Source organism: Gordonia sp. GONU (assembly GCF_024733855.1).
In the GTDB taxonomy this organism is placed as follows: Bacteria; Actinomycetota; Actinomycetes; order Mycobacteriales; family Mycobacteriaceae; genus Gordonia; species Gordonia amicalis.
In genome coordinates, this window is the sequence record NZ_JANRHB010000035.1 from 34,864 (window position 1) to 54,000 (window position 19,137).

The window sequence follows — 19,137 nt, forward strand, 5'->3', positions numbered from 1 at the left end:
TTCTGCTCAGGTCGAGGGCCACGTACCCGGCGAGACTCGGTGAATGCTCACGACCTCTCGCCGCCGGACGACCGACGGACCGACCAGTCTGCCGACCCCACACGAACTCGCGGCACTCACCGGGGACCGCGATCGGGTCGTCGACCTCATCCGCATCTGCTCGCTGCTGGTGGTCGTCGCCGGCCACTCGATCATGCTCACCGTCGACACATCCGACGGCGCGATCCGCCTCGGCAACACACTCGGCGACGTGCCGATCCTGCAGCCGGCCACCTGGCTGCTCCAGGTGCTGCCGTTATTCTTCTTCGCGGGTGCCGCCGCGTCGACGCACGGGTGGATGTCGCGTGCTTCCCACGACCACCCCACTGCCGGGCACTGGCTGTTCACCCGCGTGCAGCGACTGCTGCGTCCACTCGTCTGGTACCTCGGCGCCGTGCTGCTCCTGCTGGCCGGACTGACGACCGCCGGCCTCGACGCCGCGGCCGACGTCGTCGCGCGACTCGGCGTGCAGCTGCTCTGGTTCCTCGGTGCGTATCTCCTCGTGCTGGCCGTGGTCCCGCTGCTGCAGCGGATCGGCACACCCCGCCACGTGATGATCGCCCTCGGAACATGCTGGGGGAGTGCAGCGGTCATCGACGTGATGCGTTTCGCCGACGGCCCGTCGTGGCTCGGTTATCTGAACTTCCTCACGGTGTGGACGATCCCGGCCGTGCTCGGCGTCGCCTACGCCAAGCGCATCCTTCGTCCGGTGACTGCCGCGGCGGTGGCGACAGGTGTGCTGATCCTCGACGTCGGGCTCGTGTACCGAGGTCCGTATGAGGTCTCGCTCGTCACGGTGCCGGGGCAGCAACTGTCGAACATGAGCCCGCCCAGCCTGCTCCTCGCCGGTCACGCGAGCGTGCTGTGTGCGGGCGCGATCGCCGTGCGAAGGGTGCTGGCGAAGATCGCGGCGCGTCCGCGGGTCTGGTGGTGGGTCGTCCTCGGCAACCGGGGTGCGATGACGCTGTACCTCTGGCATCTGCCGGTGCTTGCCGCGATCATCGTGTCGGGCGCGGTGACGGGTCTGGATCGTGCCGATGTGCACTCCGCGTCGTTCCCGATCATCGTCGGTGCCCAGACGATGCTGCTCCTCGCGCTCATGGTGCCCGTCGTCGCGGTGCTGTCGCATCTGGAGAACCGGCCGCTCCGGTGGTGGGATGATCCGGTCGCCCGGCGATCCGGACGCGCTCGTGACCTGGCCCTGCTGGCCGTGCTCGTGTGCCTCGGCGTCGCTGTTCTGATGGTGTCGCGGTACGGCCTGCTCGACGGCGGCGTCGGGTGGCTGATCGCCGGGATCGGATGTGCGACGACCGCTCGTGTCCTCGCTCTTCGGCCGCCCAGTCCGCGCGGAGTGGACACGGTTCCCGGAGACCACGCCTCCCTGCAGGTCAGCGCGTCGCGGCGGTCGACTACCCTCGATGAGAGTCATCGCCGCCGTCGACGGTCGCCTCGAGCCGGTTTCCGCGCCCGACCGGCCCTCCGCGTCACGACGACACCGTCCATCCACCGACCCATGCATGAGGAGCTCGCCGACCGTGGCCACTTCCGCCGACGAAACGGTATTCCCCGGACCCGACGAGCTCGAGGCGGCCGCGGCGTCGGCCGTCGAGGCCTTCGATGCGGCGGCCGACCTCGAGCAGTTGTCCGCGGCGAAATCCGCGCACCTCGGTGATCGCTCGCCGATCGCCCTGGCCCGACGCGCACTCGGCAGCCTGCCGAAGGATCAGCGCTCGGAAGCAGGCAAGCTCGTCAACCAGGTCCGTGGCCGGGTCACCGCATCGCTCGAGTTGCGCACCGCGGTCCTCGAGGCCGAGCGCGATGCGGCGGTCCTCGTCGCCGAGTCGGTCGACGTGACCCTGCCCAGCGGTCGACGCCCGGTCGGTGCGCGCCATCCCATCACCGTGATCGCCGAGCAGGTCGCCGACGTCTTCGTCGGCATGGGCTGGGAGATCGCCGAGGGTCCCGAGGTGGAAACCGAACACCACAACTTCGACGCCCTCAACTTCCTGCCGGATCACCCGGCCCGGTCGATGCAGGACACCTTCTACATCGCACCCGAGGGTTCGCGTCAGGTGCTGCGTACCCACACCTCACCGGTTCAGGTGCGCTCGATGCTCAACCGCGACCTGCCGATCTACGTGGCCTGCCCGGGTCGTACGTTCCGCACCGACGAACTCGACGCCACCCACACCCCGGTCTTCCACCAGATCGAGGGTCTCGCCATCGACAAGGGCCTCACCCTGGCGAACCTGCGCGGCACCCTCGAGACCTTCGCCCGGGCACTGTTCGGGCCGGAGACCACCACCCGGATGCGCGCGTCCTACTTCCCGTTCACCGAACCGTCGGCCGAGGTCGACGTGTGGTTCCCCGCCAAGAAGGGCGGGCCCGGCTGGGTCGAGTGGGGCGGGTGCGGCATGGTGAACCCGAACGTACTGCGCGCCAGCGGGATCGACCCGGACGTCTACTCCGGTTTCGCATTCGGCATGGGGCTGGAGCGCACTCTGCAGTTCCGCAACGACATCTCCGACATGCGCGACATGGTCGAGGGCGACATCCGGTTCACCCTCCCGTTCGGTCCGGCCGCCTGAGCGGCGCGACCCCTCCAGACTTTTCACGACGCGACGAAAGTAGTTGATACACAGTGCGTGCACCACAGTCCTGGTACACCGAGGTCCTGCGCGCGGGCGACCCGACGTGGTCGGCCACCACGGAGGAGATCGACGCGGGTTTCGTCCGCGTGGGTTTCGAGATCGAGGACATCGAGAAGTTCCCGGAGATCACCGGTCCGCTGGTGATCGGTCGCGTGGAGACGATCGAGGAACTCACCGAGTTCAAGAAGCCGATCCGGTTCTGCACCGTCGAGGTGGGCGAGGCGGAGCCGCGCGACATCGTCTGCGGTGCCCGGAACTTCGCCGTGGGTGACCTGATCGTGGCCGCACTGCCCGGCGTCGTGCTGCCCGGTCCGTTCGAGATCGCCTCCCGCAAGACCTACGGTCGCGTCTCCGACGGCATGATCTGCTCGGTGTCGGAGCTCGGCATCGGCAACGACCACAGCGGCATCCTGGTGCTCGCCCCCGGCACGGCCGAGCCCGGCGCCGACGCACGCGAGGTCCTCGGACTCCACGATGCCGCGATCGACGTGAACGTCACCCCCGACCGCGGTTACGCCTTCTCGATCCGCGGTCTCGGCCGCGAGTTGGCGAGCAGCTTCGAGGTGCCCTTCGTCGACCCGGGCATCACCGAGGCGGACGTGACCGCCGAGGGCACCCCGTGGCCCGTCGCCATCGAGGACGGATCCGGCGCCACCCGCTACACCGCGCGCGTGATCAGCGGCGTCGACCCGTCGGCCATCTCGCCGTGGTGGATGCAGAAGCGACTCATGGTCGCCGGCATCCGGCCGATCTCGGCGATCGTCGACGTCACCAACTACGTGATGATCGAACTGGGTCAGCCACTGCACGCCTTCGACGCCGATCGCATCACCGGCACCGTCACGGTCCGTTCGGCGAAGCCGGGTGAGAAGCTGCGAACCCTCGACGACGTCGACCGTGTGCTCGACCCCGAGGACGTCGTCATCGCCGACGGGACCGGTCCCATCGCCCTCGCCGGCGTCATGGGTGGCGGCGCCACCGAGGTGGGCGAGGAGACCACGACCGTCCTGCTCGAGTCGGCCACCTTCGATCCCGTCCGCGTCTTCCGCACCGGTAAGCGCCACAAGCTGACCTCCGAGGCCAGCAAGCGCTTCGAGCGCATCGTCGACCCGGAGATCACCGCGGTCGCCTCCGACCGCGCCGCCGAGCTGATCGTGGAGATCGCCGGCGGCACGATCTCCTCGCCGCTGTCCGAGGCGCGGGTCGTGACACCGCTCCCGTCGGCGATCGGCATCGCCGCCGACGAGCCCGACCGCGTCGCGGGCATCAGCTATCCGGCGGGCACCACCGCCGCGCGCCTCACCGAGGTGGGGTGTGTGGTCACCGGCACCGATACGCTCGACGTCGTCCCGCCGTCGTGGCGTCCCGACCTCAGGCAGCGCGCCGACCTCGTCGAGGAGGTGCTGCGTCTCGAAGGTCTCGAGGACATCCCCGCCGTCGTGCCGCGAGCACCCGGCGGCACGGGCCTCACGCCGAAGCAGCGTCGACGCCGCAGCGTCGGGCGCACGCTCGCGCTCGACGGATACGTCGAAGTCCTCCCGTACCCGTTCATGCCGGCCGGGGTCTTCGACCTCTGGGATCTGCCCGCCGACGACGAACGTCGCCGTACCGTGAAGGTGCTCAACCCCCTCGAGTCGGATCGGCCCGAACTCAACACGACGCTGCTGCCGGGTCTGCTCGAGATGGCCGCGCGCAACATCTCCCGCGGCCAGCGCGACCTGTCGCTGTTCACCATCGGCCAGGTCGTCATCGCCGGCGACCACGTCGCGCCGGTTCCCGCACTCGACGTGACCCGTCGCCCGACCGACGAGGACATCGCGGCGCTCGACGCCTCGCTGCCGCATCAGCCGCTGCACGTCGGCGTCGTCCTGACCGGTCTACGCGATCCGGCGGGTCCCTGGGGTCCGGGCCGTGCCGCCGACTACCTCGACGCCTTCGAAGCGGCTCGCACGATCGCTCGGGCCGTGGGCGTGGAGGTCGAACTCTCCGCTGCCGATCACCGGCCGTGGCATCCGGGTCGGTGCGCTCGCCTGACCGTCGACGGACGCACGGTCGGGTACGCCGGTGAGCTCCATCCGGCGGTTCTCGAACGTGCCCACCTGCCCAAGCGTGCGTGCGCGGTGGAGATCGACATCGACGCGCTCCCGCTCGGCGAGGTGCTGCCCGCTCCCGCGGTGTCGGTGTTCCCCGCCGTGCTGCAGGACGTGAACGTGGTGGTCGCGGCCGACGTACCCGCTGCCGAGGTCCGGTCGGCGCTGCGCGACGGCGCGGGGGAGCTGCTCGAGGACATCGCACTGTTCGACGTCTTCACCGGTGAGCAGGTCGGCGAGGGGAACAAGTCGCTGACATTCTCGCTGCGCTTCCGTGCGAGTGATCGCACGCTCACCGAGGACGAGGCCAACGCCGCGAAGCTCGCCGCGGTGGACGCCGCTGCCGACCGAGTGGGCGCCCGACTCCGCTGACCGAAGGGCACTTCGACGCCCACCCACCCGGCGATGAATTGATTTGCAGGCTGCTGCATAATGATTGCATGGCTTCGACAAGCTCAACCAGCAGCGGGACAAGCTCAACCAGCAAGGTGAAGGTCGCGGTGGCCGGCGCGAGCGGCTACGCGGGTGGTGAGATCCTCCGACTCCTGTGCGGGCATCCCCGTCTGCGATCCGGTGAGCTCGAGATCGGTGCGCTGACGGCGGGCGGCAACGCCGGCACCACGCTCGGATCCCACCATCCGCACCTGTTGCCGCTGGCGGACCGGGTTCTCGAGGAGACCACACCGGAGATCCTCGCCGGCCACGATGTCGTGTTCCTGGGCCTGCCGCACGGTGCGTCGGCGGTCATCGCCGATGCCCTGCCGCCGACGACCCTCATCATCGACTGCGGCGCCGACTTCCGGTTGAGTGACCCGAGCGATTGGACCGCCTACTACGGCGGCGACCATGCCGGAACCTGGCCGTATGGGCTGCCCGAGCTCCCCGGCAACCGCGAAGTCCTCAAGGACGCCAGCCGGATCGCCGTCCCGGGTTGCTACCCAACGGTGTCGATCCTGTCGCTCCTCCCGGCGATCGCCGCAGGCCTGGCCGAGCCGCACGTGACCGTGGTCGCGGTCAGCGGCGCGTCGGGTGCGGGTCGCTCGCCGAAGGTCGATCTCCTGGCCTCCGAGGTCATCGGTTCGGCCCGCGCCTACGGCGTCGGCGGTATCCACCGGCACACCCCGGAGATCTCGCAGGCACTCTCGGCGGCGGCGCAGCAGCCCGTCACCGTCTCGTTCACCCCGATCCTCGCGCCGATGGCGCGGGGCATCCTCGCGACGTGCACCGCACGGACCACCGCGACCGGCGACGAGGTACGCGCGGTCTACGAAAAGGCCTACGCCGACGAGGAATTCATCCACGTACTGCCGGAAGGTCGTCTGCCGGCCACCGGTTCGGTCATCGGGTCGAACGCGGTCCAGCTGGGCGTGACCGTCGACGAGCGCGCCCAGACCCTGGTGGTCGTCGGCGCCGTGGACAACCTGACCAAGGGGACCGGCGGCGCCGCGGTCCAATCGATGAACCTGGCGCTGGGCTGGACGGAGAACGAGGGACTGAGCACCGTGGGAGTCGCACCGTGACGGGAATCGAGAACACCCAGCAGGATCCGGAGCGGATCGAGGGCGGCGCCCCGGGCGATCATCCGCGGCTCGTCCGCGGACAGGGTGTCACCGCGCCGCTGGGATTCCGTGCAGCGGGAATCGCGGCCGGTATCAAGGCATCCGGTGCCGCCGACCTCGCTCTCGTCGTCAACGAGGGTCCGGACTGTTCGGCCGCGGGTGTCTTCACCACCAATCAGGTCAAGGCGGCTCCGGTGCTCTGGTCCCAGCAGGTCCTCACCACGGCCAGGCTGCGGGCCGTGATCCTCAACTCCGGCGGTGCCAACGCGTGCACCGGACCGGGTGGATTCCAGGACACCCACAAGACGGCCGAGGCCGTCGCGGAGGCGCTGAGCAACTGGGGGACCAGCACCGGTGCGGTGGAGGTCGCGGTCTGCTCGACCGGTCTCATCGGCGATCGCCTCCCGATGGACAAGGTCCTCGCCGGCGTCACCGAGATCGTCCAGGAGATGGGCGGCGGACTCACCGGCGGCACCGATGCCGCGCACGCGATCATGACCACCGACACCGTGCCGAAACAGGCTGCGCTGCACCATCCCCAGGGATGGAACGTCGGCGGTATGGGGAAGGGCGCCGGGATGATGGCGCCGTCGCTCGCGACGATGCTCGTGGTGCTCACGACCGACGCTGCGGCGACCTCCGAACAGCTCGACACCGCGCTGCGCCGGGCGACGGCGCGGACGTTCGACCGGCTCGACATCGACGGCTCCATGTCCACCAACGACACGGTGCTGCTGCTGAGTTCGGGCGCCAGCCAGATCCCGGTCGACCAGGCCGACCTCGACGAGGCCGTGTTCGCGGTCTGCGACGATCTGGCCGCCCAGATGCAGGCCGACGCCGAAGGCGTCACCAAGCGGGTCACCATCACCGTCACGGGCGCACCGACCGAGGAGGATGCGCTGACCGTCGCCCGGTTCGTCGCACGCGATTCCCTGGTCAAGACCGCGTTGTTCGGCTCCGACCCGAACTGGGGCCGGGTGCTGGCCACGGTCGGCGCCTCGCCGGTCCGCATCGACCCGGACGTGATCTCCGTGTCGTTCAACGGATCGCCGGTGTGCGAGAACGGCTGTGGCGTGCGGGGTGCGCGTGACGTCGACCTGTCCGACGCCGACATCGACGTGCTCGTCGACCTGAAACTCGGCGACGCATCGGCGTCGGTCCGGACCACGGACCTCTCGCACGCCTACGTCGAAGAGAACTCGGCGTACTCGTCATGACCGGCACCACACCGGAATCCGGTGCCACTGAAAGTGTCCCGGGGGCGATCGACCCGGCCGCAGGTCTGCAGAAGGCGACGATCCTTGCCGAAGCGCTCCCCGCACTGCAGGAACTCGCCGGCGCCACGATCGTCGTCAAATACGGCGGCAACGCCATGGTCGACGACGAGCTGAAGAAGGCGTTCGCCGCGGACATGGTGTTTCTCCGTGCCTGCGGCATGCACCCCGTCGTCGTGCACGGAGGCGGACCGCAGATCTCGGCGATGCTGAAAAAGCTCGGCCTCCAAGGGGAATTCAAGGGCGGCTTCCGGGTCACCACCCCGGAGGTGATGGACGTCGCCCGGATGGTTCTCTTCGGTCAGGTGGGTCGTGAGCTCGTCGGCCTCATCAACGCGCACGGGCCCTATGCGGTCGGCATCACCGGCGAGGACGCCCACCTGTTCACCGCGACGCGGCGGACGGTTCTCGTCGACGGCGTCGCGACCGACATCGGGCTCGTGGGCGACATCTCCTCGGTGAACACCTCGGCGGTGCTCGATCTCATCGGGGCGGGCCGTATCCCGGTGGTGTCGACCATCGCTCCCGATCGTGACGGCGTCGTCCACAACATCAACGCCGACACCGCGGCGGGAGCGCTCGCGGAGGCGCTCGGCGCGTCGCGGCTCGTGATGCTCACCGATGTCGAGGGGCTCTACACCGACTGGCCCGACCGCGGGTCGCTGGTGTCCCAGATCGACACCGATGCGCTGGTCGAGCTCCTGCCGTCGCTGGATTCCGGCATGGTCCCGAAGATGGAGGCCTGTCTGCGTGCGGTGACCGGGGGAGTCGAACGCGCCCACGTGATCGACGGCCGCGTCGCCCACTCGGTGCTCGCCCAACTACTCACCGGAAGCTCCACCGGCACCTCCGTCGTCGACCCGGCCGAGTCGGGGGCGAAGGCGGCCGCCGGAACCCATGAGGAGGACCTGTGACCGCACCGCTGCAACAGCGCTGGGGCCAGTCGCTGATGAAGAACTACGGCACCCCGCCGATCGCCCTGGTCGGTGGCTCGGGGCCGTATGTCACCGATGCCGACGGGAAGCGTTACCTCGACCTGCTCGGCGGGATCGCGGTCAACTCCCTCGGCCACGCGCACCCGGCGATCGTCGAGGCCGTCACGACCCAGCTGCAGACGCTCGGGCACGTGTCGAACCTCTACATCTCGCCGCCGGTCGTCGAACTCGCGGAGAAGCTGCTCGACCGTTTCGGCCATCCCGGCCGGGCGTTCTTCTGCAACTCCGGCACCGAGGCCAACGAGGCCGCCTTCAAGCTCGCGCGCCGCACCGGCCGGCCGGAGATCGTGGCCGCCGAGAAGGCATTCCACGGTCGCACGATGGGTGCGTTGGCGATGACCGGACAGCCGGCGAAGCGTGCACCGTTCGAGCCGATGCCGCCGGGCGTGCGGTTCGTGCCCTACGGCGACATCGAGGCGCTCGACGCGGTCGTCACCGACCAGACCGCCGCGGTGATCCTCGAACCGATCCTCGGTGAGGCCGGCGTGATCGTCCCGCCCGCCGACTATCTCGCCGCCGCCCGGCGCATCACCAGCGAGCGCGGCGCGCTGCTGATCCTCGACGAGGTGCAGACCGGTGTCGCGCGAACCGGCACCTTCTTCGCCCACCAGCAGGTGGGTGTGGTTCCCGACGTGATGACGCTCGCCAAGGGACTCGGCGGCGGACTGCCGATCGGTGCGTGCATCGCCACGGGTGCGGCCGCCGATCTGTTCGAACCCGGTCAGCACGGCACCACCTTCGGTGGCAATCCGGTCGCCGCGGCCGCGGCACTCGCCGTGCTCGGTGTCATCGAGTCCGAAGGTCTCACCGATCACGTCGCCGCCGTGGGCAAGACGATCGCCACCGGGATCGAGGGCCTCCACCATCCGCTGATCGATCACGTGCGGGGCGCCGGTCTGCTGCTCGGCATCGTGCTCACCGAGCCGCTGTCGGCCGGCGTCGAGGCCGCGGCCCGCGACGCCGGATTCCTCATCAACGCACCGGCACCCGACGTGCTGCGGCTCGCACCGCCGTTGATCATCACCGAGGAGCAGGGGCAGAGCTTCGTCGAAGCGCTGCCCGACCTGCTGGACGCCGCTGCGCACGCTGCACAGAAGGACAAGGGAGACAGTGTGAACAAGGGAGACAGCGTGAACAAGGGAGATGGGGCATGACGCGGCACTTCCTGCGCGACGACGACCTCACCCCGGCCGAACAGGCCGAGGTGCTCGCGCTCGCCGCCGAGGTGAAAGCGAAGCCGTTCGCCTTCCGCCCGCTCGAAGGGCCCCGCGGGGTCGGGGTGATCTTCGACAAGAACTCCACCCGCACCCGGTTCTCGTTCGAGGTCGGCATCGCCCAGCTCGGCGGTCACGCGGTCGTCGTGGACGGTCGCACCACCCAGCTCGGCCGCGAGGAGACCCTCGAGGACACCGGACGGGTGCTGTCGCGCTTCGTCGACGCCGTGGTGTGGCGCACCTTCGGGCAGGACCGTCTCGAGGCGCTGTCGTCGAGCGCGACCGTGCCGGTGGTCAACGCCCTGTCGGACGAGTTCCACCCCTGCCAGGTGCTCGCGGACCTGCAGACGATCATCGAGCACAAGGGGTCGCCCACGGGGCTGAAGATGACCTACCTCGGCGACGGTGCCAACAACATGGCCCACTCGCTCGGGCTGGGTGGCGTCACCGCCGGCATGCACGTCACGATCAGCGCACCGGAGGGTTTCCAGCCCGACCCGGCGATCATCGCCGACACCGAGCGTCGTGCCGCCGAGACCGGGGGGTCGGTACAGCTCGTGACCGACCCGGTCGCGGCGGCCACGGGAGCCGACGTCCTGGTCACCGACACCTGGGTGTCGATGGGTCAGGAGGAGGACGGCAAGGACCGCACCGCGCCTTTCCGGCCGTACCAGATAAACGACGAGCTGCTCGCCCACGCCGCCGACGACGCGATCGTGCTGCACTGCCTGCCGGCGCACCGTGGCGACGAGATCACCGCGTCGGTCATCGACGGCCCGCGCAGCGTCGTCTTCGACGAGGCCGAGAACCGTCTGCACGCGCAGAAGGCACTGCTGGTCTGGCTTCTGGAGCACCAGTGAGATGACATCCCCAAGCCAGGACGAACAGTGACCCAGGACGAGCAGTGACACAGGACGAGCGATGACCGCCGGCGCCGAACCCACGGAGAACCGCCTCGCCGCGACCCGCGCGGGGCGGCATGCGCGGATCATCGACATCCTGTCGACCAACCAGGTGCGTAGCCAGTCCGAGCTGCAGCGACTCTTGGCCGACCAGGGGATCGATGCCACGCAGGCCACGCTGTCGCGCGATCTCGACGAGCTCGGGGCCGTCAAACTGCGGGCCGCCGACGGCGGTGCGGGTGTCTACGTGGTTCCCGAGGACGGTTCGCCGGTGCGCGGCGTGTCCGGCGGCACCGACCGGCTGTCCCGCCTCGTGTCGGAGCTGCTGGTCTCCACCGACAGCAGCGGCAACCTGGCCGTGCTGCGCACTCCGCCGGGCGCCGCGCACTATCTGGCGGCCGCCCTCGACCGTGCTCGGCTGCCCGACGTGGTCGGCACGATCGCCGGCGACGACACGATCTTCGTGGTCGCCCGGGAGCCGCTCGACGGAGCCGAACTCGCCCGACGGATCGAGGGCCTCGTGTAGCCCACGTCCTGCCCACCACCACCGGACGCACTCACCGCGGCCGGACACGACGAGAACCGCAATTGACCACACCGCCAACCGAGACCCGGACGGTGTGGTCGGAACCCCGGGGCCGATGATGGACTCGGGTCATCGCTTAGAACAGGAGCTTCACCTCATGGCAGAACGTGTCGTACTCGCATACTCGGGCGGCCTGGACACCTCGGTCGCGATCAGCTGGATCCAGAAGGAGACCGGCAAGGAGGTCGTCGCCGTGGCCCTCGACCTCGGGCAGGGCGGCGAGGACATGGATGTCATCCGCCAGCGCGCCCTCGACTGCGGCGCGGTCGAAGCGGTCGTCGTCGACGCCCGTGACGAATTCGCCGACGAGTACTGCCTCCCGGCGATCACCTCGAATGCCCTCTACATGGACCGCTACCCGCTGGTCTCGGCGCTGTCGCGTCCGCTGATCGCCAAGCACCTGGTGACCGCCGCCCGCGACCACGGCGGCACCGTCGTCGCCCACGGTTGCACCGGCAAGGGCAACGACCAGGTCCGGTTCGAGGTCGGTTTCGCCACCCTCGCACCCGATCTGGAGGTCATCGCACCGGTCCGCGACTACGCGTGGACCCGTGAGAAGGCCATCGCCTTCGCCGAGGAGAACGACATCCCGATCAACGTCACCAAGAAGTCGCCGTTCTCCATCGACCAGAACGTGTGGGGCCGCGCCGTCGAGACCGGCTTCCTCGAGGACCTGTGGAATGCGCCGACCAAGGACGTCTACAGCTACACCGAGGACCCGACCGTCAACTGGAACACCCCCGACGAGGTCATCATCGGCTTCGAGAAGGGCCGCCCGGTCAGCATCGACGGCCGTCCGGTCAGCGTGCTGCAGGCCATCGAGGAGCTGAACCGCCGCGCCGGTGCGCAGGGCGTCGGCCGCCTCGACGTCGTCGAGGACCGTCTCGTCGGCATCAAGAGCCGCGAGGTCTACGAGGCCCCGGGCGCCATGGTCCTGATCCGCGCCCACGAAGAACTCGAGCACGTCACCATCGAGCGCGAGCTCGGCCGGTACAAGCGCGGCACCGACCGCAAGTGGGCCGAGCTGGTCTACGACGGCCTCTGGTTCTCGCCGCTCAAGCGGTCGCTCGACGCCTTCGTCGACTCGACCCAGCAGCATGTGTCCGGTGAGATCCGGCTCGTCCTGCACGGCGGCAACATCGCGGCCACCGGACGTCGCAGCTCCGAGTCGCTCTACGACTTCAACCTCGCGACCTACGACGAGGGCGACAGCTTCGACCAGTCGGCAGCCCGCGGCTTCGTCGAGCTGCACGGCCTGTCCTCGAAGATCTCGGCCAAGCGGGACCTGAATCTGTGAGTGACGAGCAGACCGGCGGAACGACCAACGAGGGTTCGCTCTGGGGCGGCCGTTTCGCCGGCGGTCCGGCCGCGGCGATGGCCGCCCTGAGCAAGTCGACCCATTTCGACTGGGCCCTGGCGCCGTTCGACATCCAGGCTTCCAAGGCCCACGCCCGGGTGCTCAACAAGGCGGGGCTGCTCACCGGGGACGACCTGAAAGGCATGCTGGACGGTCTCGACCGACTGGCAGCCGATGTCGCCGACGGGACGTTCGGTCCCGCGGAGTCCGACGAGGACGTGCACGGTGCGCTCGAACGGGGACTCATCGAACGGGTCGGTCCCGAGCTCGGTGGGCGGCTGCGTGCCGGCCGGTCACGCAACGACCAGGTCGCCACGCTGTTCCGGATGTGGTTGCGCGCCGCCATGCGTCGCGTCGCCCTCGGTCTGCTCGACGTGGTCGACGCGCTGACCGCCCAGGCGGCCGCTCATCCCGACGCGATCATGCCCGGCAAGACGCACCTGCAGGCCGCTCAGCCTGTCCTGCTCGGCCACCACCTGCTCGCCCATGCGCAGCCGTTGCTCCGCGACATCGACCGGCTCGCCGACGCCGACCGCCGGACCGCGGTGTCGCCGTACGGGTCCGGCGCGCTGGCCGGCTCGTCGCTGGGTCTCGACCCGGCTGCCATCGCGGCCGATCTCGGGTTCGACGCACCGGCCGAGAACTCCATCGACGCCACCTCGTCCCGCGACTTCGCGGCCGAGGCGGCGTTCGTGTTCGCGATGATCGCGGTCGACCTCTCCCGGCTGTCCGAAGAGGTGATCATCTGGAGCACACCGGAATTCGGATACGTGACACTGGCCGATGCCTGGTCTACGGGCAGCTCGATCATGCCGCAGAAGAAGAACCCGGACGTCGCCGAGCTGATGCGCGGCAAGGCCGGCCGGCTGATCGGTGACCTGACCGGTCTGCTCGCGACCCTCAAAGCGCAACCACTGGCATACAACCGGGACCTCCAGGAGGACAAGGAACCGGTCTTCGACGCGGTGGCGCAGCTCGAACTGCTGCTGCCGGCCGTCACCGGCCTGGTCGCGACGCTCGAGTTCCACACCGACCGGATGGAGGAGCTGGCCCCGGCCGGCTTCACCCTGGCCACCGACATCGCCGAGTGGATGGTGCGGCAGGGTGTGCCCTTCCGCGTTGCACACGAGGTCGCCGGAGCCTGTGTCCGCGAGGCCGAGTCGCGGGGTGTCGGTCTCGACGAGCTCGACGACGAGACGCTGGCCGGCATCAATCCCTCGCTCACCCCTGCGGTTCGCGACGTGTTGACGGTGCGTGGATCGGTGGAGTCGCGTGACGCGCATGGCGGGACCGCGCCGATTCAGGTACGACGGCAGATAGAACTGGTGTCGTCGCAATCGGCCGACCTGCGGACACGCTGGAACGCGGGGCCCGGAGGACGACGCTGATCCACTTCTGAGTGGGTAGAGTGACGTATGTCACCGATGTTGGTGGTGCACGTCACGCTGACGACGGGAGGATTCGACGCGATGGTGGGTTGGGACGGTATCCCCGATGTGGGGGGAGTGGTCAGCCGGGTGGTGGCGACCGCTCAGAACGGGCTCGAGGTCCTGCGGTTCGGCGGACTCGAGACCGGGACGGAACCGGCGCCCTTCGCGATCGTCGAGACGCGCAAGATGTTCCGCCTGCGGCGGTACTTCCCGAACGATCCGTCCACCGGCCCCAACATCGTCCTCGTGCCTCCGATGATGGTGTCCGCCAACGTCTACGACGTGACCGAACACAACGGTGCGGTGTCCGTCCTCCATCGCAACGGCATCACGCCGTGGGTGATCGACTTCGGGTCCCCGGACACCGAAGAGGGCGGGATGGAACGCAATCTCGCCGACCATGTGGTCGCCATCAGTCAAGCGATCGACCTGATCATCGAGGCGACCGGACGCGACATCCACCTGGCCGGGTACTCCCAGGGCGGCATGTTCGCGTACCAGACCGCGGCGTACCGGCGGTCGAAGGGGATCGCGAGCCTCATCACCTTCGGCAGCCCGGTCGACGTCCTCGCGGCACTGCCCCTCGGATTGCCGGCGGGGTTGGTGGCGCCGGCTGCCGAGTTCCTCGCCGAGAGATCGTTCGTGCGGAATCTCTGGGTGCGGGACTGGATGGCACGCACCGGCTTCCAGTTGCTCGATCCGGTCAAGACCGTCCGCAGCCGCATCGACTTCCTCCGCCGTCTCCACGACCGCGAGGCGCTTTTGCCGCGTGAGGATCAGCGCAGGTTTCTCGAGGCCGACGGCTGGGTCGCGTGGTCGGGTCCGGCGATCGCCGAACTGCTGCGTCAGTTCGTGGCCCACAACCGCATGGTCTCCGGTGGCTTCGTGATCAACGGTGACCTCGTGTCGCTCACCGAGATCACCTGTCCGGTACTGGCGTTTGTCGGCGAGGCCGACGACATCGGTCAGCCGGCCGCGGTGCGCGGGATCGTGCGTGCCGCGCCAGACGCCGAGGTATACGAATCCACGCTGCCCGTCGGTCATTTCGGGCTCGTGGTCGGTTCCTCGGCCGGTCAGCACACCTGGCCCACGACGGCCGACTGGGTGAACTGGTTGTCGGCCAACGGGACCCGCCCGGAGCTCATCAGTGAGATGACGGTCGCGGAGCCTGGCCACGGCAGTGGCGTCAGTCTGTCCTCCCGTATCACCCACGGGATGGGTTCGGTCGCCGATGCCGGCACCGCCGCGTCCCGCGAGCTGCTCGGACTGGTCAACTCCCTGCAACGGACGTCGCGAGCGGTCGCCTCCGAGTCGGTGCGTACGGTGCCGCGGCTGCTCCGCCTCGGTCAGATCCAGGGTGGCACGCGGATCTCCCTGTCCAAGCTGATGGCGGAGAACACCAAGAAGCACGGCGACAACGAGTTGTTCCTCTTCGAGAACCGCGTGCTGACCCATGCGCAAGTCGACGCCCGCATCAACAACGTGGTCGCCGGTCTCATCGACTGCGGTGTGCGGCCGGGGCAGCACATCGGCGTTCTGATGGACACCCGCCCGAGCGCACTGGTCGTGGTCGCGGCACTGGCCCGGCTCGGAGCCGTCTCCGTCCTCCTCGCCGCCGACGCCGACGTGCGGGAGATGATGCGGCTCGCCGACAGCTCGGTCATCGTCACCGACCCCAACAACCTCGACCTCGCCACCGCGGCGTCGGGTCGGGTGCTGGTCCTCGGCGGCGGCAGTGGCGACTCCCGCGACATCGACGGTGTCGACGGCGCCACCATCATCGACATGGAGCAGATCGATCCCGACGCGGTCGTCCTGCCCACCTGGTACCGGCCGGATCCCGGCCTGGCCGGTGATCTCGCGTTCATCTTGTTCAGCCGTGCGCGCGGCAAACTCGTCCCGTGGCCGGTCACCAACCACCGGTTCGCGATGTCGGCGTTCGGTGCGGCATCGGCGGCGGCGCTGTCCGACCGGGACACGGTGTACTGCCTGCCGCCCCTGCATCACGCCTCCGGCCTGCTGACGACTCTCGGCGCCACCGTGGTCGGCCGATCGCGGATCGCCCTGTCCAACGGCATCGACCCGGAGACCTTCGCCACCGAGGTGCAGCGGTACGGCGTCACCGTCGTGTCCTACACCTGGTCGATGCTCAGCGGCGTCGTGCGCGATCCCCGTTTCCGGATCAACCAACACAACCCGATCCGACTCTTCATGGGTTCGGGGATGTCGGCCGGTCTGTGGGAGGACGTGTGCAGCAGCTTCCCACGCGCCCGCATCCTCGAGTTCTTCGCGACCGCGGACGGCTCGGCAATCCTGGCCAACGTCTCCGGCGACAAGCTGTCCTCCGTCGGGCGGCCCCTTCCGGAGACCAATCCCGTCGAGGTCGCGGCCTACGACATCGAGAACGACCGCCTGCTCATCGACGAGTCCGGATTCGTCCGGCGGGCCGAGATCGGTGAAGCCGGGTTGCTGCTCTCCAAGGCCAAGCACAAGTTCGACACCAACGGCACGGTGCTCCGCGACGCGTTCACCAGCCGCGACCGGTGGGAGGTGTCGGGACATCTGTTCGTCCGCGACGCCGACGGTGATCTGTACTTCCTCGGTGCCATCGACCGCGTGATCCGGACCGAGGCGGGCCCCGTGTTCATCCCGCCGATCACCCACGCTCTGTCGCGTATGCAGGGTGTCGACCAGGTGGTCACCTACGGGGTCGGAGAACCGGGTCATCAGGTGGCCGTCGCCGCGCTGACGCTACGTCCGGACGCGAAAGCCGACTCACTCACCGTCACCCAGCTCCGCATCGCACTCGGGGAGTTCCCCGCCGAACTGCGACCACACCTCATCCGCGTCGTCGACGAGATCCCGCACTCGGCGTCGTTCCGTCCGCTGAGCACCGCCTTCGCGGCCGAAGGTCTGCCGAAACCCGGTCCCCGGACCTGGTATCGCGATGAGGAGGGCCGGTACCGGCGCTACACCAGGACGATCGCCCAGAAGCTGGACTGGGGCCATTCGTCGATCGACGATGCCCTAGGCTGAGCCGCGTGACGACACGCGCTGAGGCCATCGACCCGATCGTGCGCGAACGGCTGGCCTGCCCGCAGGACCACGGCCCGCTGATCAACGCCGGCGACGAGCTCTACAACCCGCGGCTCCATGTCGCGTACCGGATCGACGCCGACGGAATCCCCGTCATGCTCATCGACGAGGCACGCAAGGTCGACGACGCCGAGCACGAACGCCTGATCTCCGAGCAGTAGCCGACGCCTGCCGGCAGCCCACTCACGAGTCACCTCGTCCGAGCCCCGATGTCGATGGATGACAAGATCGAGGGGTGAGTGCTGAGACTGAGGGAACCGCCAACACGACCGACGAAATCGTCCGGGCCGCGACCGCCCAGAGCGGAACCGCACCCGTCGACATCCTCGACGAACTGGAGTGGCGGGGTCTGATCGCGCAGTCCACCGACCTCGACGCACTGCGTGAGGCCCTCGCGGGCGGGCCCATCACGTTGTACGCGGGCTTCGACCCGACGGCGTCGAGTCTGCACGCAGGTCACCTCGTGCCGCTGTTGACCCTCAAACGCTTCCAGCTCGCGGGCCATCGGCCGATCGTTCTCGCGGGTGGGGCCACCGGTCTCATCGGTGATCCCCGGGAAGTGGGGGAGCGGACCATGAACGCTCCCGACACGGTCGCCGAATGGGCCGGCCGGATCGACGCCCAGCTCCGTCGCTTCGTCGACATCGACGAGTCGCCGACTGGTGCGCTCGTCGTCAACAACCTCGAGTGGACCGGACAGCTCTCCGCCATCGAGTTCCTGCGCGACCTCGGGAAGCACTTCTCGGTGAACGTCATGCTCGCCCGGGACACCGTGAAGCGACGTCTCGAGGGGGACGGCATCAGCTACGCGGAGTTCAGCTACCTGCTCCTGCAGTCCAACGACTTCGTCGAGCTCAATCGGCGGTACGGCTGCCTCCTGCAGATCGGCGGCTCGGATCAGTGGGGGAACATCGTCGGCGGTGTGGACCTGGGACGCCGACTCGACGGGTTGTCCCTGCATGCACTGACCGTGCCGCTCGTGACGTCGTCGGACGGCAAGAAGTTCGGCAAGTCCACCGGTGGCGGCAGCTTGTGGCTCGACCCCGAGCTCACCAGCCCGTACGCCTGGTACCAGTACTTCGTGAACACCGCCGACGCGGACGTCATCCGCTACCTGCGGTGGTTCACCTTCCTCGGACGCGAGGAGATCGCCGAACTCGAGCAGGCGACAGAGGAGAAGCCACACCTGCGTCTCGCGCAGAAGAAGCTCGCCGCCGAGATGACCACCCTGATCCACGGGGAGGGGAACACCCGCGCAGTCGAGCTCGCCAGCCAGGCCCTGTTCGGTCGCGCCGAGCTCGACGAGCTCGACGAGTCCACGCTCGCGGCGGCCGTGGGGGAGACCGTCATCGCGGAGTACGTGCAGGAGCGACCCACGATCATCCAGTTGCTCGTCGACACCAAGCTGTCCGAGAGCAACAAGGCTGCGCGTCGTGCCGTGTCCGAGGGCGGCGCGTACGTGAACAACACGAAGATCACCGATCCGGAGTGGCAGCCGGCGGACTCCGACCTGCTCCACGGGCGATGGTTGGTCGTGCGCCGCGGCAAGAAGAGCTTCGCCGGCGCGAGACTGGGCCGCTGACGCAGCCAAGCCGTAGCGAACCACGCCTCTGACCAGGCGATTTGACGCGTTGTTCGCGCCTGTGTAACTTAATCGACGCACCTCAGAGAGCAACTCCCCCGGAGCCGCAAGCACCGGGGAAGCAAAAGTGCCCGAGCTACTCGCTCGGGCCGCCTGTGCGGGGCCACTCCCGAGAACAAGAGCGTGAGAATTTCTCACGCTCTGGGAGAGGCTCACCGGGGCCGGACTCGTCAAGAGGACGTCTGGTGGGTGTGTGTTCTTTGAGAACTCGATAGTGTGATGATGAATTGTCTGATGCCATTTTGGCATCGTGCATTCTTTATGGATGTAGATGTTTATTGTGTGTGGCGCTCGGCCCCGTC

The 19,137-nt window shown here is 68.7% G+C and carries 13 protein-coding genes and 1 pseudogene; all 14 read left to right on the forward strand.

Going from position 1 to position 19,137, the window contains the following annotated elements:
* Nucleotides 1-43: 43 nt before the first annotated feature.
* Nucleotides 44-1,477, forward strand: a pseudogene (locus NWF34_RS21510) (acyltransferase family protein); the annotation flags it as partial.
* Nucleotides 1,478-1,574: 97 nt separating this feature from the next.
* Nucleotides 1,575-2,627, forward strand: coding sequence for a phenylalanine--tRNA ligase subunit alpha (pheS, locus tag NWF34_RS21515; RefSeq protein ID WP_024498592.1), 1,053 nt, complete (start codon nucleotides 1,575-1,577; stop codon nucleotides 2,625-2,627).
* Between the two features lie 53 nt (nucleotides 2,628-2,680).
* The gene (pheT, locus tag NWF34_RS21520; RefSeq protein WP_258326023.1) at nucleotides 2,681-5,152 is read left to right on the forward strand and encodes a phenylalanine--tRNA ligase subunit beta; all 2,472 of its coding nucleotides are present in this window, start codon (nucleotides 2,681-2,683) and stop codon (nucleotides 5,150-5,152) included.
* A 68-nt stretch (nucleotides 5,153-5,220) separates the two neighbouring features.
* The gene (gene argC / locus NWF34_RS21525; protein ID WP_258326024.1) at nucleotides 5,221-6,300 is read left to right on the forward strand and encodes an N-acetyl-gamma-glutamyl-phosphate reductase; all 1,080 of its coding nucleotides are present in this window, start codon (nucleotides 5,221-5,223) and stop codon (nucleotides 6,298-6,300) included.
* Complete coding sequence (argJ, locus tag NWF34_RS21530; RefSeq protein WP_159406225.1) at nucleotides 6,297-7,556, forward strand: bifunctional glutamate N-acetyltransferase/amino-acid acetyltransferase ArgJ; 1,260 nt, start codon at nucleotides 6,297-6,299, stop codon at nucleotides 7,554-7,556. Before argC ends, argJ begins: the two co-directional genes overlap by 4 nt.
* Complete coding sequence (argB, locus tag NWF34_RS21535) at nucleotides 7,553-8,527, forward strand: acetylglutamate kinase (RefSeq protein ID WP_159406224.1); 975 nt, start codon at nucleotides 7,553-7,555, stop codon at nucleotides 8,525-8,527. Before argJ ends, argB begins: the two co-directional genes overlap by 4 nt.
* On the forward strand, nucleotides 8,524-9,762 hold the full coding sequence (locus tag NWF34_RS21540) for an acetylornithine transaminase (protein ID WP_159406223.1): 1,239 nt from the start codon (nucleotides 8,524-8,526) through the stop codon (nucleotides 9,760-9,762). The genes argB and NWF34_RS21540 overlap by 4 nt, the downstream gene beginning before the upstream one ends.
* Nucleotides 9,759-10,682: an ornithine carbamoyltransferase gene (gene argF, locus NWF34_RS21545; protein WP_024498586.1), complete on the forward strand. Its 924-nt coding sequence runs from the start codon at nucleotides 9,759-9,761 to the stop codon at nucleotides 10,680-10,682. The genes NWF34_RS21540 and argF overlap by 4 nt, the downstream gene beginning before the upstream one ends.
* A gap of 61 nt (nucleotides 10,683-10,743) precedes the next feature.
* Entirely contained in the window at nucleotides 10,744-11,250 is a 507-nt protein-coding gene (locus NWF34_RS21550) for an arginine repressor (protein WP_006437368.1), read from the forward strand.
* A gap of 157 nt (nucleotides 11,251-11,407) precedes the next feature.
* Entirely contained in the window at nucleotides 11,408-12,607 is a 1,200-nt protein-coding gene (locus tag NWF34_RS21555) for an argininosuccinate synthase (RefSeq protein WP_159406222.1), read from the forward strand.
* Nucleotides 12,604-14,055 (forward strand): argininosuccinate lyase, encoded by a 1,452-nt coding sequence (argH, locus tag NWF34_RS21560; protein ID WP_159406221.1) that lies wholly within the window; start codon nucleotides 12,604-12,606, stop codon nucleotides 14,053-14,055. Before NWF34_RS21555 ends, argH begins: the two co-directional genes overlap by 4 nt.
* A gap of 81 nt (nucleotides 14,056-14,136) precedes the next feature.
* Entirely contained in the window at nucleotides 14,137-17,133 is a 2,997-nt protein-coding gene (locus tag NWF34_RS21565) for an AMP-binding protein (RefSeq protein WP_258326026.1), read from the forward strand.
* 5 nt (nucleotides 17,134-17,138) lie between these two features.
* Nucleotides 17,139-17,354 (forward strand): Trm112 family protein, encoded by a 216-nt coding sequence (locus tag NWF34_RS21570; protein ID WP_024498583.1) that lies wholly within the window; start codon nucleotides 17,139-17,141, stop codon nucleotides 17,352-17,354.
* A gap of 74 nt (nucleotides 17,355-17,428) precedes the next feature.
* Nucleotides 17,429-18,775 (forward strand): tyrosine--tRNA ligase, encoded by a 1,347-nt coding sequence (gene tyrS / locus NWF34_RS21575; RefSeq protein ID WP_258326025.1) that lies wholly within the window; start codon nucleotides 17,429-17,431, stop codon nucleotides 18,773-18,775.
* The last annotated feature ends 362 nt before the right edge of the window (nucleotides 18,776-19,137 follow it).

Bases quoted from the DNA above. Each gene is read 5' to 3' on its own strand.
- argC (WP_258326024.1), top strand. From the start codon at position 5,221: ATGGCTTCGACAAGCTCAACCAGCAGCGGGACAAGCTCAACCAGCAAG.
- argB (WP_159406224.1), top strand. From the start codon at position 7,553: ATGACCGGCACCACACCGGAATCCGGTGCCACTGAAAGTGTCCCGGGG.
- argF (WP_024498586.1), top strand. From the start codon at position 9,759: ATGACGCGGCACTTCCTGCGCGACGACGACCTCACCCCGGCCGAACAG.
- NWF34_RS21550 (WP_006437368.1), top strand. From the start codon at position 10,744: ATGACCGCCGGCGCCGAACCCACGGAGAACCGCCTCGCCGCGACCCGC.
- NWF34_RS21555 (WP_159406222.1), top strand. From the start codon at position 11,408: ATGGCAGAACGTGTCGTACTCGCATACTCGGGCGGCCTGGACACCTCG.
- NWF34_RS21565 (WP_258326026.1), top strand. From the start codon at position 14,137: ATGGTGGGTTGGGACGGTATCCCCGATGTGGGGGGAGTGGTCAGCCGG.